The sequence below is a fragment of the Pseudarthrobacter sp. PvP090 genome, from assembly GCF_040547365.1.
In the GTDB taxonomy this organism is placed as follows: Bacteria; Actinomycetota; Actinomycetes; order Actinomycetales; family Micrococcaceae; genus Arthrobacter.
This window is the reverse complement of sequence record NZ_JBEPPO010000013.1, coordinates 135,421-150,403: the sequence shown is the minus strand read 5'-3', so window position 1 is coordinate 150,403 and position 14,983 is coordinate 135,421. Positions and strand designations below refer to the sequence as shown.

The following is a 14,983-nucleotide window of genomic DNA, read 5'->3' as shown; positions in this document are numbered from 1 at the left end:
CGGCCCGGCCCACGGCACACCCTCGGCGTCACCACCCCCACCGGCCACACCTACCACTCCACCGCCCCGCCACCGCCGGGAACCCCTGCCCGGCACGCGGAACCGGACCTGGCCATGGCAAAAAGCCCAAGCCACCGCCGCCAACGCCGCAGCAGAGCCAACGACCTCCACCAAGCCCGAAAGCAACGCCAACGGGCGGCCTGAACAATCAACGGGCAGCCTGACCATAAGCACCCGGCAGCCTGAAAATAACCGAGCGCGCAGCCAGCCTGCCTGGATGGATGGTGCCGCCGTCGTCGTCGTGGTCTGACGCCAGTTTCGCCGAACGCGCCCCACAACAGAGCCGCCCGCCGATCGGAAAGATCAGCGGGCGGCTCGGGTCGCGATGCGGCAGCCGGCACGGGCTACCGGGCGGTGGCCCCGGCTGCTTCGGCGACAGGACCCGGGACGGCAGCCGCGGGCTTGCGCAGCTTGGCGCCTTCAACATCGACGTCCGGCAGGATGCGGTCCAACCAGCGCGGCAGCCACCAGGCTTTTTCGCCGAGCAGGTACATCACGGCGGGGACGATCGTCATCCGGACCACAAAGGCGTCAATCAGCACACCGAACGCCATGGCGAAGCCGAGCGGCCGGACCATGTTCAGGTGCGAGAAAATGAAGCCCGAGAACACGCTGACCATGATGATCGCGGCCGCGGTGACCACAGCAGCGGCGTGGCTGAAGCCCGAGCGGACCGCGTGTTTGGCCGATTCACCGTGCATGTACGACTCGCGCATGCCGGACGCAATGAATACCTGGTAGTCCATGGCCAGGCCGAACAGCACACCGATCAGGATGATCGGCAGGAAGCTCAGCACCGCGCCCGGATTCTCGACGCCGAAGAGCGGCCCGAGCCAGCCCCACTGGTAGACAGCGACGACGGCACCGAAGGCAGCGGCGAGCGAGAGCAGGAATCCGCCGGTAGCCAGCAGCGGCACCCAGATGGAGCGGAAGACCAGCAGCAGCAGGATCAGCGAGAGGCCCACCACGATCGCCAAGTACGGCGGCAGTGCGTCCCCGAGTTTGGTGGACACGTCGACGTTGCCGGCGGTCTGTCCGGTGAGCCCGATGCTGACGCCGGTGGTGTCCTTGATCCGGTCCTTCTCGGCGCGGAGTTCGGAAACCACCCGAACGGTGCTGGCGCTGGCCGGGCCCTCGTTCGGGATGACCTGGAATACCGCGGTGCGGCGGTCCTCGCTCAGGGCCAGCGGCACGGCGGCGGTGACATTTTCGGTCCCGCGCAGGATGTCCGCGACGTCGAACTGTGTGGCCTGCGCCTCCGCTTCGCTCAGCCCCTCGGGGAGGTCGCCCACCACGATGATCGGGCCGGTCATGCCCTCGCCAAAGCTCCGCTTGGTGACGTCGTAGGCCTTGAAGGCCTGCGAGGCGACCGGCTCGGAGCTGGCGTCCGGCAGTGCGAGCCGCAGCTGGGCGGCGGGCAGGGCCACCACACCGAGCAGGACCACTCCGGCCAGCAGGGCCAGCCACGGGTGGTTGGTGACAATGCCGCCCCAGCCGTGGCTGCTGCGGTATTCGTCCTTGGCGCGGTCCTCGGTTTCGTGGCCGGGCGCGGCGTTGTGCCGGTCCGCCTTGGCCCAGGCCCGCTTGGAGATCAGTTTCCGGCCCACGAGGGACAGCACTGCCGGTGTCAGGGTCAGGGCGACGACGACGGCGACGGCCACCGTGGCGGCGGCGGAGAGGCCCATAACGGCCAGGAACGGAAGGCCCGGGACCACCAGGGCCGCGAGGGCGATGATGACGGTCAGGCCGGCGAAGAGCACGGCGTTGCCGGACGTGCCCGTGGCCAGCGCCACGGACTCCTCGGGATCCATGCCGGAGAGCAGCTGGCCGCGGTGCCGGTTGACGATGAACAGCGAGTAGTCGATCCCGACGGCGAGGCCGAGCATCAGCGCCAGCATCGGGGAGATGGAGCTCATATCCGTGGCACCGCTGAGGGCGAATGTGCCGCCCACGCCGACGGCGACGCCGACGACGGCCATCAGCAGCGGAAGTCCGGCGGCGATCAGGGTCCCGAGCATGATGATCAGGACCAGGGCCGCAACCGCGATGCCGATGATCTCGGCGGTGCCAAAGAGCTCGGAGATGTCCTCGCTGATTTCCTTGCTGGGCAGCGCGGTGACGTTGGCGGCGGAGACCTCTTTGACGATGTCCTGGACTTCCTGGCGGACCTCCGGATTGAGGCCGTTGATGGAGGTCTTGAACTGCACCTGGGCGATCGCGGCCTTGCCGTCCCCGGAGACGAAGCGGAGGCCTTCCGAGGCCTCCAGCTGGCGGGCGCCAAGGGCGAGCTTGGCCTCGCCGGCCTCCAGTTCCTGGGTGCCGGCGTCGAGCTTTGCCTGGCCTGCGGCGAGGGCAGCCTTCTGCTGGCCGAGCCGTGCCTCGATCGCAGCGGCCGGCATGCCGGCGGCTGCCATCTGCTGTTCGGCAGCGTCCAGCTGGGCCTTTCCGGCGGCGAGCTCGGCAGCGGCCGTCTCCAGCTGGGCCTTGCCGGCAGCGGACTGCTCCTTGCCGGCGGCCAGATCGGTGACGGCCTTGTCCAGCTGCGCCTGCGTGGCGAACGGGTCGACCGTGCCCTGAACGTCCGGGAGGGTTTCGAGTTTGGCCAGGGCGGCGGTGACCGCGTCCTTGCCCGCCTGGCTGAACTGCGTGGCGTTGGCTTCGAAGACCACGCTGGCGGAGCCGCCGGAGGACGAGGGAAGCTCGGTCTTGAGCTTGTCCGCCATCTGCTGGGTTTCGGTGCCAGGGATCTGGAAATTATTGGACAGGGTGCCGTGGAAGGCGGCTGCCGCTCCACCGACGGCCACCATCACGGCGAGCCACAGGGAGATGACGAGCCAGCGGTGGCGGTAGGAGAACTTGCCGAGGCGGTAGAGCATCAGGGCCATGTCAGTGCCGATCTGGGGAAGGGGTGGCGGTGGAGTTGGGCGCCGGGTTGGCTGCCTGGGTGGTTGAAGGGGCGGCGTCAGGGCGGGCGAATCCGGAGCCCAGCAGGCCCATGGAATCGATCAGGAGCTGCCGGAGCGTGGACAGGGATTCCGCAGTGAGGGAGCCGCCGCAGCGCAGGAACCAGACGTCCATGGCGGCCTTGCCGCAGGAGATGACTGAGCCGGCGAGGGCACGGAGGTACAGCTCGTCGAGCTCGACGCCTTCGCTGAGCCGTTCCCGGGCCGCAGTAATGATCTGGACCGTGCAGTGGTCCCAGGCTTCAAGCTCGGACCGGCTGAGCTGCGGATTGGCCTGGCCAAGGCTGTACAGCTCGGCCAGGGGAGCTACCGTCATCGGGTCCGCGAGCTCCACGAGGGCTGCCCGGGCCGATTCCAGGAAAGGTTCCCCGGCCGGGCGCAGCCGGAACTGCTGAAGTGCCTTGTCCAGGAAGCCGAAGGTGACGGCGGCAATGGCCGCCTCGGTGCTGCCGAAGTAGTTAAAGAAGGTGCGGCGGGAGATGCCAGCGGCGTCGGCGATGTCCTCGACCGTGAAGTTGCCGGGGCCGTTGGACCGGAGCAGCGCCAGGGCGGCGTCGGTGATGGCTTGGCGCGTGGCCGCCTTATTCAGTTCGCGGCGCGACGGACCGTCGGATGGCGGGTCGGACGTCGGCGGGACGGCTGCGCTGTGGGATAGGGAAGCGGACACGCACTTACACTACGTGCAAGTTTGCACTCAGGGCAACTTTTTTCCGGCCAGCGACCGTCGCCAACCTTCACAGCAAGATGAAAGGTTCCGAACAGCTCCCGCTGAAGGGTCCGGCAGAGACTTGAACTACGTCTTGGAAAAGACAACCACCAACCGCAGCCGTCACCAGCTGCAGACCAGGAGACAGCACATGTCACGTACGAAGAGAATGACGCTCGCCATCTCGGCCGGGGCGCTGGCCCTGGGCGCCGGCCTCGGCGTTACCGGGATGGCGTCAGCAGCCACGACTCCGACGCCCACCCCCAGCTCCAGCGCTTCGGCAGAGGCAACGCCCGGAACCACCGACGGTCAGGGCATGCGCGGCGGCCACGGCAAGGGCGGGCAGCGCGGCGCCGCCCAGGCCGCCGAACTGGCAGCCAAGCTCGGCGTTGAGGAGGCCAAGGTGACCGAGGCCCTGCAGGCTTTCCGCGAAGCCAACAAGCCGACCACCCCGCCGGCCGAGGGAACCAAGCCAGACCGCGCCACCAGGGACGCGGCACTGGCGAAGTCGCTCGCGGAGTCGCTGGGCATTGAGGAATCCAAGGTCACCGCGGCCCTGGAGGAGCTGCGGACGGCGGCCCAGGCCGACCGCGCCGCGGCGCTGAAGACCAAGCTGGACACGGCGGTCACCGACGGCACCCTGACCCAGGCCGAAGCGGACGCCGTCGCCAAGGCCATCGAGAAGGGTGTGATCGGTGGCGGCGGACACTAGTCCCACCGCGCCGCTGCCGTCCCTGACGCGGTAAAACACAGAAGTCCCCGGGGATCTCCCGGGGACTTCTGTGTTGGCTGGTGGCGCTTACGCCCTGGCGTCGGCCAGCTCGCGGCCTTCCGGCGACGCCGCGGGAGACGCGTCAGCGGAGGGATGGGCGTCGGCGGTGCCGCCGTCGGCTGTGGTGTCGACTGTGTTGTCGACTTCGTCGGTGAACGGGTCACCGGTGCGCGGTGCGTTGTACAGCGACTCGTCGAGGATGCCCTGGCGCTTGGCCACGATCGTGGGGATCAGGGCCTGCCCGGCCACGTTGACCGCGGTGCGGCCCATGTCCAGGATCGGGTCGATCGCCAGCAGCAGCCCGACGCCGGCCAGCGGCAGTCCCAGCGTGGAGAGTGTCAGGGTCAGCATCACGACGGCGCCGGTGGTGCCGGCGGTCGCGGCGGAGCCGAGCACGGAGACGAGGGCGATCAGCAGGTACTGGGTGAAGTCGAGCTGGATGCCGAAGAACTGGGCCACAAAGATCGCCGAGATGGCGGGGTAGATCGCGGCGCAGCCGTCCATCTTGGTGGTGGCGCCCAGCGGTACGGCGAAGGAGGCGTAGCCGCGGGGGACACCCAGGCTGCGTTCGGTGACGCGCTGGGTCAGCGGCAGGGTGCCCACCGAGGAGCGGGAGACGAAGGCCAGCTGCACGGCCGGCCAGACGCCGGAGAAGTACTGCTTGATGGACAGGCCGTGGGCGCGGACCAGTACCGGGTAGACGACGAACAGCACGAGGGCCAGGCCCACGTAGATGGCGAAGGTGAACTTGCCCAGGGACCCGATGGTGTCCCAGCCGTAGATCGCCACGGCGTTGCCGATCAGGCCAACAGTGCCGATCGGGGCGATCCGGATGATCCACCAGAGGACCTTCTGGATCACGGCGAGGGCGGAGGCGTTGAGGTTCAGGAACGGCTCGGCCGCCTTGCCCACCTTGAGCGCTGCGATGCCGACGGCGACCGCGATCACCAGGATCTGCAGGACGTTGAAGCTCACGGCGGTGGTGGCGGCGCCCTCGGTGACGGTGGTGCTGGCGCCGAGGCCCAGGAAGTTCTTCGGGAACAGCCCGGTCAGGAACGCCCACCAGCTCCCGACCTTGGACGGTGCTTCGCCCTCGCCGGTGATGCCGGTGTTGGCACCGGGCTGCAGAAGCACGCCCAGGCCGATGCCGATCAGCACGGCCATCAGCGCGGTGATGGCGAACCAGAGCAGCGTGTGCCAGGCCAGCCGGGCGGCGTTGGAGACGGCGCGCAGGTTGGAGATGGAGCTGACCACGGCGGTGAAGATGAGGGGCACGACGGCGGTCTGCAGCAGCGAGACATAGCTCGAGCCGACGGTCTGCAGCGTGGCGCCGAGGGCGTTGGGATTCGCCTTGGTGCTGCCCGTGTACTTGGCCAGCAGGCCGAGTCCCAGGCCCACGATCAGGGCCGCGATGATCTGGAAGCCGAACGAGCCGGCCCATTTGGGCAGCTGGAAGCCGGTCTTTCCGGCGGGTGCGGGGGTGCTTGTCTGAGTGCTCACCGGATCACGCTAGGTCCGGCGCATCTAGCACGGCGAACGGATGTTGAGAAATATGACGCGGCTGGTTTTAATTCCCGGCTGCGAAATCCCCGGAATTACGCGGGGGGGCAACCCGTTTGTGAAGTTATTCCCGAGCCGAATGTGGTGATTGTCTCTGCGTGCCTGCGCCGAGACGGCAGTTCGCGGCAATGTTCTTAGAAAACACTGCCGCGAACTGCGCACTCGCGCATGGCTTGGGGGAGCTCGACTTACCCCAGCAGCGCGCGCTTGAGGGTGTCGAGGCCGACGGAACCGATGTTGAGGGCCTTGGTGTGGAAGGCCTTCAGGTCGAAGCCGGGGCGGGATTCGAGCTCGGCGCGGATCTGCTCCCAGAGCCGCTGGCCCACCTTGTACGACGGCGCCTGGCCCGGCCAGCCGAGGTAGCGGGTGAACTCGAAGTTCAGCTGGCCCTCGCTGATCGCGAGGTTCTGCTTGAGGAACCCGTACCCCTTGTCCGGAGTCCAGGTGCCCGACCCCCAACGCTCGGGCACGTCCAGCTCCAGGTGGACACCGATGTCGAACACCACGCGGGCGGCCCGCATGCGCTGCATGTCCAGCATGCCCATGTGGTCACCGGGATCCTTGAGGTAGCCCAGTTCCTGCATCAGCTTCTCGGCGTAGAGTGCCCAGCCTTCGCCGTGCCCGGAGGTCCAGCAGACATTCCGGCGCCACTTGTTGAGCAGTTCGCGGCGGTAGGTGGCGGTCGCCACCTGCAGGTGGTGGCCCGGGACGCCCTCGTGGTAGACCGTGGTGGTCTCGGCCCAGGTGGTGAAGGTGTCCTCGCCCGGCGGCACGGACCACCACATGCGGCCCGGGCGGCTGAAGTCGTCGGAGGGGCCGGTGTAGTAAATGCCGCCCTCGTCGGTCGGGGCGATCTTGCACTCCAGGGTCTTCATGACGTCCGGGATATCGAAGTGCACGCCGGCGAGGTCGGCCACGGCCTTGTCGGAGAGTTCCTGCATCCACACCCGGAGGGCCTCGGTGCCCTTGAGCTGCCGGGCGGGGTCGTCGTTCAGGATCTGCTTGGCCTCGTCGATCGTAGCGCCGGGGCGGATTTCCCCGGCCACCCGCTCCTGCTCGGCGATCAGGCGGTCGAGTTCCTGCACGCCCCAGGCGTAGGTTTCCTCCAGGTCCACGGCGGCGCCAATAAACGCGCGGGAGGCCAGCGAGTAGCGCTCGCGGCCCACGGCGTCCTTCTCGGGGGCGACGGGCAGCAGCTCGGACTCCAGGAAGCCGGCCAGCCGCGAGTAGGCCACGCGCGCGGCGGCAGCGCCGGCGTCGAGCGCGGACTGCACGTCCTCGGGCAGCGGGCCCTCCGCGGTTTTGGCGTTGGCGGCCAGCTTCGCGAAGAAGCCGTCCTCCGCGGCGTGCTTGGTGGTCTGTTCGATCACGATCTTCACCTGGCGCGCAGCGGCAACTTTGCCGGCCGCCAGGGCGGTGCGCAGCGACACGATGTACCCGTCCAGCGCGGCGGGGACGTTGTGCGCGCGTCCGGCGATGTGCTCCCACTGCGCCGCGGTGTCGGTCGGCATCAGGTCGAAGATCGCGCGGATCTCCTGCGGCGCGGAGGCGATGTTGTTCAGCTCCGCCAGGTCCCAGCCGGATTCGTGGATCTCCAGCTGCAGGCCCAGGCGCTCGCGCATGGCGTCCAAGGTGATGGCGTCGACGTCGTCCGCGGGCGCCAGGCCGTCCAGCGCCGCCAGGGCCTCGCGTGCGGCGGCCGCGAATTCCTCGTGCCCGGCGGGGGAGAAGTCCTGGTAATCGGTTTCGTGCCCGGGAATCCCGAGCTCGGTGGCGAAGCTCGGGTTAAGCCGGATCAGGGTGTCCGTGAAGGCATCGGCGACGGCGTCGATGGCGGTGTGCGGGCGCACTGGAACCTGGTTGTTGGCGGCAGTGTTTTCAGTGGGTTCAGTAGTCACCCGAAAGACATTAGCCGGGCTGGGGCTGTTATGAAAGGGTTGCTGCACTTTTTACCAGGCTTCGTGTCCGGGGCCTGGTGGCGCAGGAACTCGGGTGCCTTAGCCGCGGCTGCGCTTCCACGAACCGGGCCCCGGCTTGGGTGCCAGCTGCAGCTGCTGCCGGCGGATCCAGTGCCGGGCGCTTGGCGTCTGGGTCTCGGCCGTTTCGTCGCCGCCGACAGACAGCACGACGGCGGCCAGCGCCGCGAGCTCCTCCGCCGTCGGCTCGCCCTTGACGACGGCGAACAGCGGCCGCTCGCCTGCCGGGCTGTCCCCGGGCTCAACTGTGGGGCTCACAGCGGGATGTTCCCGTGCTTCTTGGCGGGAAGGCTGGCGCGCTTGTCCCGCAGGGCACGCAGGCCCTTGATGATCTGGACCCGGGTCTCGGACGGGGCAATGACGGCGTCCACGTAGCCGAGCTGGGCGGCCTGGTAGGGGTTGAGCAGCTCTTCCTCGTACTGCCGGATGACCTCGGCGCGCTTGGCCTCGACGTCGCCGCCGTCCGCCGCGACCGCGGCAAGCTCGCGGCGGTACAGGATGTTGACGGCGCCCTGGGCGCCCATCACGCCGATCTGCGCCGTGGGCCAGGCCAGGTTCAGGTCCGCGCCGAGCTTCTTGGAGCCCATCACGATGTAGGCTCCGCCGTAGGCCTTCCGGGTGATGACCGTCACCTTCGGCACGGTGGCTTCTGCGTAGGCGTAGAGCAGCTTCGCGCCGCGGCGGATGATGCCCTGGAACTCCTGGTCCTTGCCCGGCAGGAAGCCCGGGACATCCACCAGCGTGATGATGGGGACGTTGAAGGCGTCGCAGTGCCGGACGAAGCGGGCAGCCTTCTCCGAGGCGGCGATATCCAGCGTGCCGGCGAACTGCATCGGCTGGTTGGCCACAATGCCCACCGTGTGGCCCTCCACCCGGCCGTAGCCGATCATCACGTTCGGGGCATAGAGGGACTGCATCTCCAGGAAGTGCGCGTCGTCGACAATCTGTTCGATGACCTTGCGCATGTCGTACGGCTGGTTGGCCGAGTCCGGGATCAGCGCGTCCAGGGCGAGGTCGTCGTCGTCGAGCTCCAGCTCCTGGGTGTGCTCCAGCACGGGGGCTTCGGCGAGGTTGTTGGAGGGCAAAAAGTCCAGGAGTTCGCGGACGAACTCGATGGCGTCGGCCTCGTCGGAGGCAAGGTAGGTGGAGGTGCCCGTGTTGGCGTTGTGCTGCCGGGCGCCGCCGAGGGTTTCCATGTCCACGTCCTCGCCCGTGACGGTCTTGATCACGTCCGGGCCGGTGATGAACATGTGCGAGGTCTTGTCCACCATGACCACGTAGTCGGTCAGGGCCGGGGAGTACGCGGCTCCGCCGGCGGACGGGCCCATGATGAGGGAGATCTGCGGGACGACGCCGGAGGCGTGGACGTTGTTGCGGAAGATGTCCGCGAACATCGCGAGCGAGGCGACGCCTTCCTGGATACGGGCGCCGCCGCCGTCGAGGATGCCGACTACGGGGCAGCCGTTGCGCAGCGCGAACTCCTGGACCTTGACGATCTTCTCGCCGTTGACCTGGCTCAGCGAGCCGCCATAGACGGAAAAGTCCTGGCTGTAGACGGCTACGGGGCGGCCGTCCACGGTGCCGTAGCCGGAGACCAAGCCGTCGCCCAGCGGCTTCTTCTTCTCCATGCCGAAGGCGGTGGAGCGGTGCACGGCGAGCGCGTCGAACTCGACGAAGGAGCCGGCGTCGAGCAGCAGGTCAATGCGCTCGCGGGCCGTGTTCTTCCCGCGGGCGTGCTGCTTCTCGATCGCTTCCGGGCCGGAGGGCTGCTCAGCACGGGCCTGGCGGTCGCGGAAGTCGGCAATCTTTCCCGCGGTCGTGGTCAGATCGTGGCTCATCAAGTGTCTCCGGCTCTGTAGCTGATGTTCTGCTGAATCGTGTGGTGCTGGCAGTGCTGTGGTGCGCCGGCCCTGTCCCGCGTGGCGCTTTAGCTGGTATCCACAAAAGCCGGGCCTTGATGGCAAGTCTAGTGACGCTATTGGCCCATGCCGCTGTAGAAAACCTACAATATTCGTCCCAACTCTCACCTGAAGCAGCACGTGGCCGTCGGGGGTTGATGTCCGGAGGGGCTCGGCGCGCCAATGTTACTCACCAGTAACATGAGTCGGCTAGAGTGTCCTCATGACTTTGAGCAACGACGCTTCGGGCACTTCCCCGCAGTCCCAGCAGCCAGGGCCCTACCAGGCCGCCGGTTCCCTCCAGGGCCGCACCATCCTCATCTCCGGGGGAAGCCGCGGCATCGGCCTGGCCATCGCTACCCGCGCCGCGCGCGACGGCGCCAACATTGTCCTGATGGCTAAGACCGGCCAGCCGCACGCCAAGCTGGAAGGCACGGTCTACTCCGCTGCCGAGCAGATCGAGGCGGCCGGCGGGCAGGCCCTGCCGCTGGTCGGGGATGTGCGCAACGACGCCGACGTCGCCGGCGCGGTGGCCGCCGCCGTCGAGCGCTTCGGCGGGATCGACGTCGTCATCAATAACGCCTCCGCGATCGACCTGTCCAAAACGGACGACGTCGACATGAAGCGCTACGACCTGATGCAGGACATCAACGTCCGCGGCACCTTCCTGCTTTCCAAGCTCTCCCTGCCGGCGCTGCGCGAATCGGATTCCGGCCAGATCCTGACGCTCTCCCCGCCGCTGAACCTGGACCCGAAGTGGGCGGGCATGCATCTGGCATACACGATGGCGAAGTACGGCATGAGCCTGACCACCCTGGGCCTCGCCGAAGAACTGAAGGTCGACGGCATCAGCGTGAACTCCCTGTGGCCCTGCACGCTGATCAACACTGCCGCCATCCGCAACATGCCGGGGGGCGACAAGATCGTCCAGGGTGCCCGCGGCCCCGAGATCATGGCGGATGCGGCCCACGCGGTCCTGACCAGCAGCAACGCGATCCCGGAATCAGGCAGGTTGAGTGGGAACTTCTACACCGACGAGCAGGTCCTGGCGGCAGCCGGCGTCACGGACTTCACCCCGTACAGCCTGGGCGCCACGGAGGACCGGCTGATTCCTGACATCTTCCTCTGAGTTTCCTGCGGCTTCCGGGCTGCGGGCGGTCCGGGCCAGCCGACGGCGGCGTAACTCGGTAGGATTCAAAGCATGGAAGCCGCGCAGGAAGCCCCGGACCGTCCGCCCCTCGATGTGAACGCCCTCAGTGATGAGGCGTTCCTCTCCGCCAACGGCATTCCGCGGCTCACGGTGGTGGACTCCACCGGCTCCACCAACGCTGACCTGCTGCGCGGCGTCACCGAGGACGCTGCCGCGTACCCGGATCTCACGGTGCTCACCGCCGAATACCAGAGCGCCGCCCGCGGACGCCTGGACCGCCGCTGGGAGGCCCCGGCCAACAGCTCCGTCTCGGTCTCGATGGTGCTGCGCCCGGTCAACGCCGAGGGACGCCCGCTGCCGACCCAGAGCTACTCCTGGCTGTCGCTGCTGGCGGCTCTGGCCCTGCGCGAGGCACTGCTGGAGACGGCCGGCATCCCGGCGGAGCTCAAATGGCCCAACGATGTCCTGGTGCGCGGCCGGAAGATTGCCGGCATCCTGGCCCAGCTGGGCCCGATGCAGGGCGGCGCCGTGCCGCCGGTGGTGCTGGGGACCGGACTGAACGTCACCCTCACCGAGGCCGAACTCCCGGTGCCCACGGCCACGTCCGTCCTGCTGGAACACCCGACGTCGGTGGACCGGACCGAGCTGCTCAAGAGCTACCTGTCCCGGTTCGCGACGCTTTACCGCAGCTTCTGCAACGCCGACGGTGATCCCTCCGCCGGGATGGCCGGCGGACCCTCGCTGCACAAGCGGGTCGAGCACCTGCTGACGACGCTGGGCAAGCAGGTCCGTGCCCAGCTGCCCGGCGACCATGAAATCATCGGCCACGCCACACGCCTGGATGACTACGGCTCACTGATGGTGGTGGATTCGGGGGGACACGAGCACGTGGTGACGGCCGGCGATGTGGTGCACCTGCGGCCATGGACTCCTCCGGGCGGCAATCCGGGCACCGAAAGCGGTTATGCGTAAAGAGCTCTTTCCGGGCGAGCAAGTGATTGTGGTGACCCGGCCGCAGCCCAGGACCCTGATTGTCCCGGCGCTGATGTTTATCCTGGTCCCGGCGCTGGCAGCCTACGCCAGCGCCTGGATTGTGAAGGGCGGCCCAGCCCGGCTGGTCCCGCCGCTCGAGGAGTCCACCAGGGAGTGGACGCCGTGGCTGATCGGGGCGTCCATTGCCATCGCGGCCTGGGTGCTGCTGGGGTACTGCCTGCCAAGGGTTATGGCCTGGCACGCCACGAAGTACACGCTGACGAGCCAGCGGCTGGTGGTCCGTTACGGCATGCTGCGACGGCGGGACCTGCAGGTCCCCCTGGCCACCATTCGTAATGTCGTCATCCATCAGTCGTTGCCCCAGCGCGTATTGCGCTCCGGGAATATATCCTTGGATACCGGGTACCCCTCCAGCACGGTGGTCCCCGATGTTCCGGAAGCGGCGACGTTCCGCAACTTCATTCTCGACGCCATCAATGACCTCCCGCAGGGCGGGGCCCTGGGCGCCGGGGGCATGATGCACAACCCCGATGCGGCGTGGCCGCCGGAGACGAGAGAAGGTGGAAGAGATGAGCGCTGAGAACGTCCACCAGGACACCGGACTCCTGGACGAAGAACCGTCACGGGTTCCGGACGCCGTCGTCGAGACCGCCAACCTCCAGGAAGCCGTCCTCGATTCCGTGGCCGACCAGGCTGATGCCGACGCCGAGGAAGCCGTCGCGAACGCCGAGGCCTGGCTCCCCGATTCCGCGGACACCGACGCCACGGTAGACCCACTTGCCGCGGACACCGACGCCGACGCAGACTCAGCCGAAGATGACGCCGGGGCGGAACCTGCCGCCGCCGCGCCGCCCACCGGCACCATGTCCGCCGAACGCGTTGCCTTGAAAGCCCTCGAGCAGCGGCTGCTCGGCGGGGAACGCAAGCTCCGCCGCCGTGAGGTCGCGTCCGGCGCCGGGCTGTCCCTGCTCTCCGCCCGGAAACTCTGGCGGGCCCTGGGTTTTCCCAACATCGGGGACGAGGACGTCGCCTTCACCGAACGCGACCAGGCCGCCCTGAACACCATCGTGGACCTGGTCCGCGCCGGCAAACTCACCGAAGAAGCCGCCATCTCCGTGACCCGCGCCATCGGCCAGATGACCGACCGCATGGTGGTCTGGCAGGTCGAGGCCCTCGTCGAGGACATGGTCCAGAACCAGGGCGTCACCGACGCCGTGGCCCGCAAGCGCCTGGTGGGTGAACTGCCGTCCCTCGTGGACGCGCTCGAGGAAATGCTGCTTTACTCCTGGCGACGCCAGCTCAACGCCGGCGTCCAGCGCCTTGCCGTGCGCGCCGAGGCCGGGCTGGCGTCCAGCGAGGAAGGCCGCGAGGGCGACGAGGATGATGCCCCGCTGCCGCTGGCACGGGCGGTGGGATTCGCGGACCTGGTCTCCTACACGAGCCTGTCCCGCCGGATGAACGAAAAGACCCTCGCGCAGCTGGTGCAGCGCTTCGAGAACAAGTGCGCCGAGATCATCTCGGTGGGTGGCGGGCGGCTGGTCAAGACGGTCGGCGACGAGGTCCTCTACATCGCCGAGACTCCCGCGGCCGGCGCCGAGATCTCCCTCGCCCTGTGCCAGGCCTTCACCGACGACGAGATCCTGCCGCAGGCCCGGGTGGCCATGGTGTGGGGACGCATCCTTTCCCGGCTGGGCGACATCTACGGTCCGACCGTGAACCTGGCGGCGCGGCTCACCGCGCTGGCGGACCCGGGAACGGTGCTGGTGGACTCCATGACGGCGGCCGCTCTGGAACAGGACGACCGATTCGTCCTGCATCCGCGGCCGGCCGAAGACGTCCGGGGCTTCGGCGAAATCCACCCAGTAGAGCTCCAGCGCGGCAGCGGCCGCGGGCTCGTCCTGGATTAGTGGACATGCTCCGGTAGTATCCCCGTAACGCATGGCCCACAAGGGCCGCGGACAAAAGGGAGGTCCTTTCTCCACGTCCGCACAGGTTCCACCGTGCAGTACAGGGACCTCACCTTCTACCTAGGACAGGCATGAATTCCCAGCCGGCCGCCGATCCGCCCTCGCCCACCTCCGACACGGCCCCCGTCCCGGCAGTGGGAGGGTCGGCGAGCGGTGCCTCCGGCCTCCGGCTCAACTGCGGCTACGGAACGGACCGTGGCCTTCGCCGCGAGATGAACGAGGATTCCTTCATCGCCTCCGATCCGGTCTTTGCCGTCGCGGACGGTATGGGCGGGCATGAGGCCGGCGAGATTGCCAGCGGAATTTGTGTGCGCACCCTGGCCCGGCTCCCGCAGGTGGCGGGCGGGAAGAGGGACGCCACTGCCGCCGTCGTGCAGGAGTACTTGCTGATGGCCGACGAGGGCATCCGTGCGGCGACGGGGTCCCGCGCCGGGACCACACTCTCCGGCGTCGTAGTGGTCGAGCAGCAGGGAGCCCTCTACTGGCTGGTCCTGAACGTCGGCGATTCCCGGACCTACCTGCTTAGCCACGGCAAGCTCCGCCAGGTCAGCGTCGACCATTCCGAGGTCCAGGAACTCGTGGACGCCGGGCAGATCACGCAGGCCCAGGCCGCAGTACACCCGCGACGGCACGTCGTCACCCGAGCCCTGGGCACCGGCGACGAGACGGAGGCGGACTTCTGGCTGCTCCCCATCGAAGCAGGCGACCGGGTCCTGGTTTGCTCCGACGGTCTCAACGGCGAGCTCGACGACCAGCACATTGCAAGTATCCTGCGCTCCCAAACGGACCCGCAGGCTGCCGTCGATGAACTCATCCAGGCGGCTCTGCGCAGCGGGGGCCGGGACAATGTCACCTGTATCGTGCTGGATGCCAGCGTTGTCACACAGCACGACGGCGGTGCCGGGCCGAACGCTTCCCGCTAGCCCACGGACAATGTC

General features: G+C 68.2%; 11 protein-coding genes and 2 pseudogenes. 7 read left to right on the top strand and 6 right to left on the bottom strand.

Annotated elements, in window-relative coordinates:
* A pseudogene (locus ABIC21_RS15965) lies at nt 1-204 on the top strand (HNH endonuclease); the annotation flags it as partial.
* Nucleotides 205-404: 200 nt separating this feature from the next.
* Here the strand turns inward: ABIC21_RS15965 and ABIC21_RS15960 are convergent.
* A complete protein-coding gene (locus ABIC21_RS15960) occupies nt 405-2,945 on the bottom strand; it encodes an MMPL family transporter (RefSeq protein WP_354351354.1) in 2,541 nt (846 codons plus the stop codon).
* Between the two features lies 1 nt (nt 2,946).
* A complete protein-coding gene (locus tag ABIC21_RS15955; protein WP_502936014.1) occupies nt 2,947-3,690 on the bottom strand; it encodes a TetR/AcrR family transcriptional regulator in 744 nt (247 codons plus the stop codon).
* 190 nt (nt 3,691-3,880) lie between these two features.
* On the opposite strand from ABIC21_RS15955, the gene ABIC21_RS15950 reads away from it, so the two are divergent.
* A complete protein-coding gene (locus ABIC21_RS15950; protein ID WP_354351353.1) occupies nt 3,881-4,441 on the top strand; it encodes a hypothetical protein in 561 nt (186 codons plus the stop codon).
* An 87-nt stretch (nt 4,442-4,528) separates the two neighbouring features.
* Here ABIC21_RS15950 and ABIC21_RS15945 read toward each other — a convergent pair whose 3' ends face one another.
* The 4 genes from ABIC21_RS15945 to ABIC21_RS15930 all read right to left on the bottom strand — a co-directional run bounded on the left by ABIC21_RS15945 (nt 4,529) and on the right by ABIC21_RS15930 (nt 9,875).
* Nucleotides 4,529-6,001 carry a dicarboxylate/amino acid:cation symporter gene (locus ABIC21_RS15945; protein ID WP_354351352.1) on the bottom strand — a complete coding sequence of 491 codons (1,473 nt, stop codon included), beginning with the start codon at nt 5,999-6,001 and terminating at the stop codon, nt 4,529-4,531.
* A 248-nt stretch (nt 6,002-6,249) separates the two neighbouring features.
* Nucleotides 6,250-7,959 carry a DUF885 domain-containing protein gene (locus ABIC21_RS15940; protein ID WP_354351351.1) on the bottom strand — a complete coding sequence of 570 codons (1,710 nt, stop codon included), beginning with the start codon at nt 7,957-7,959 and terminating at the stop codon, nt 6,250-6,252.
* Between the two features lie 99 nt (nt 7,960-8,058).
* Nucleotides 8,059-8,295, bottom strand: coding sequence for an acyl-CoA carboxylase epsilon subunit (locus tag ABIC21_RS15935; RefSeq protein WP_354351350.1), 237 nt, complete (start codon nt 8,293-8,295; stop codon nt 8,059-8,061).
* Complete coding sequence (locus ABIC21_RS15930) at nt 8,292-9,875, bottom strand: acyl-CoA carboxylase subunit beta (RefSeq protein WP_354351349.1); 1,584 nt, start codon at nt 9,873-9,875, stop codon at nt 8,292-8,294. The genes ABIC21_RS15935 and ABIC21_RS15930 overlap by 4 nt, the downstream gene beginning before the upstream one ends.
* Before the next feature lie 283 nt (nt 9,876-10,158).
* On the opposite strand from ABIC21_RS15930, the gene ABIC21_RS15925 reads away from it, so the two are divergent.
* From ABIC21_RS15925 to ABIC21_RS15905, 5 genes and pseudogenes are all read left to right on the top strand, one after another.
* Nucleotides 10,159-11,064 (top strand): SDR family oxidoreductase, encoded by a 906-nt coding sequence (locus ABIC21_RS15925; protein WP_354351348.1) that lies wholly within the window; start codon nt 10,159-10,161, stop codon nt 11,062-11,064.
* A 72-nt stretch (nt 11,065-11,136) separates the two neighbouring features.
* Nucleotides 11,137-12,057, top strand: a complete 921-nt coding sequence (locus ABIC21_RS15920) for a biotin--[acetyl-CoA-carboxylase] ligase (protein WP_354351347.1) — start codon at nt 11,137-11,139, stop codon at nt 12,055-12,057.
* The gene (locus tag ABIC21_RS15915) at nt 12,050-12,658 is read left to right on the top strand and encodes a PH domain-containing protein (RefSeq protein WP_354351346.1); all 609 of its coding nucleotides are present in this window, start codon (nt 12,050-12,052) and stop codon (nt 12,656-12,658) included. The genes ABIC21_RS15920 and ABIC21_RS15915 overlap by 8 nt, the downstream gene beginning before the upstream one ends.
* Nucleotides 12,648-13,985: an adenylate/guanylate cyclase domain-containing protein gene (locus ABIC21_RS15910; protein WP_354351345.1), complete on the top strand. Its 1,338-nt coding sequence runs from the start codon at nt 12,648-12,650 to the stop codon at nt 13,983-13,985. Before ABIC21_RS15915 ends, ABIC21_RS15910 begins: the two co-directional genes overlap by 11 nt.
* A gap of 131 nt (nt 13,986-14,116) precedes the next feature.
* Nucleotides 14,117-14,965, top strand: a pseudogene (locus ABIC21_RS15905) (PP2C family protein-serine/threonine phosphatase); the annotation flags it as partial.
* Nucleotides 14,966-14,983: the final 18 nt, after the last annotated feature.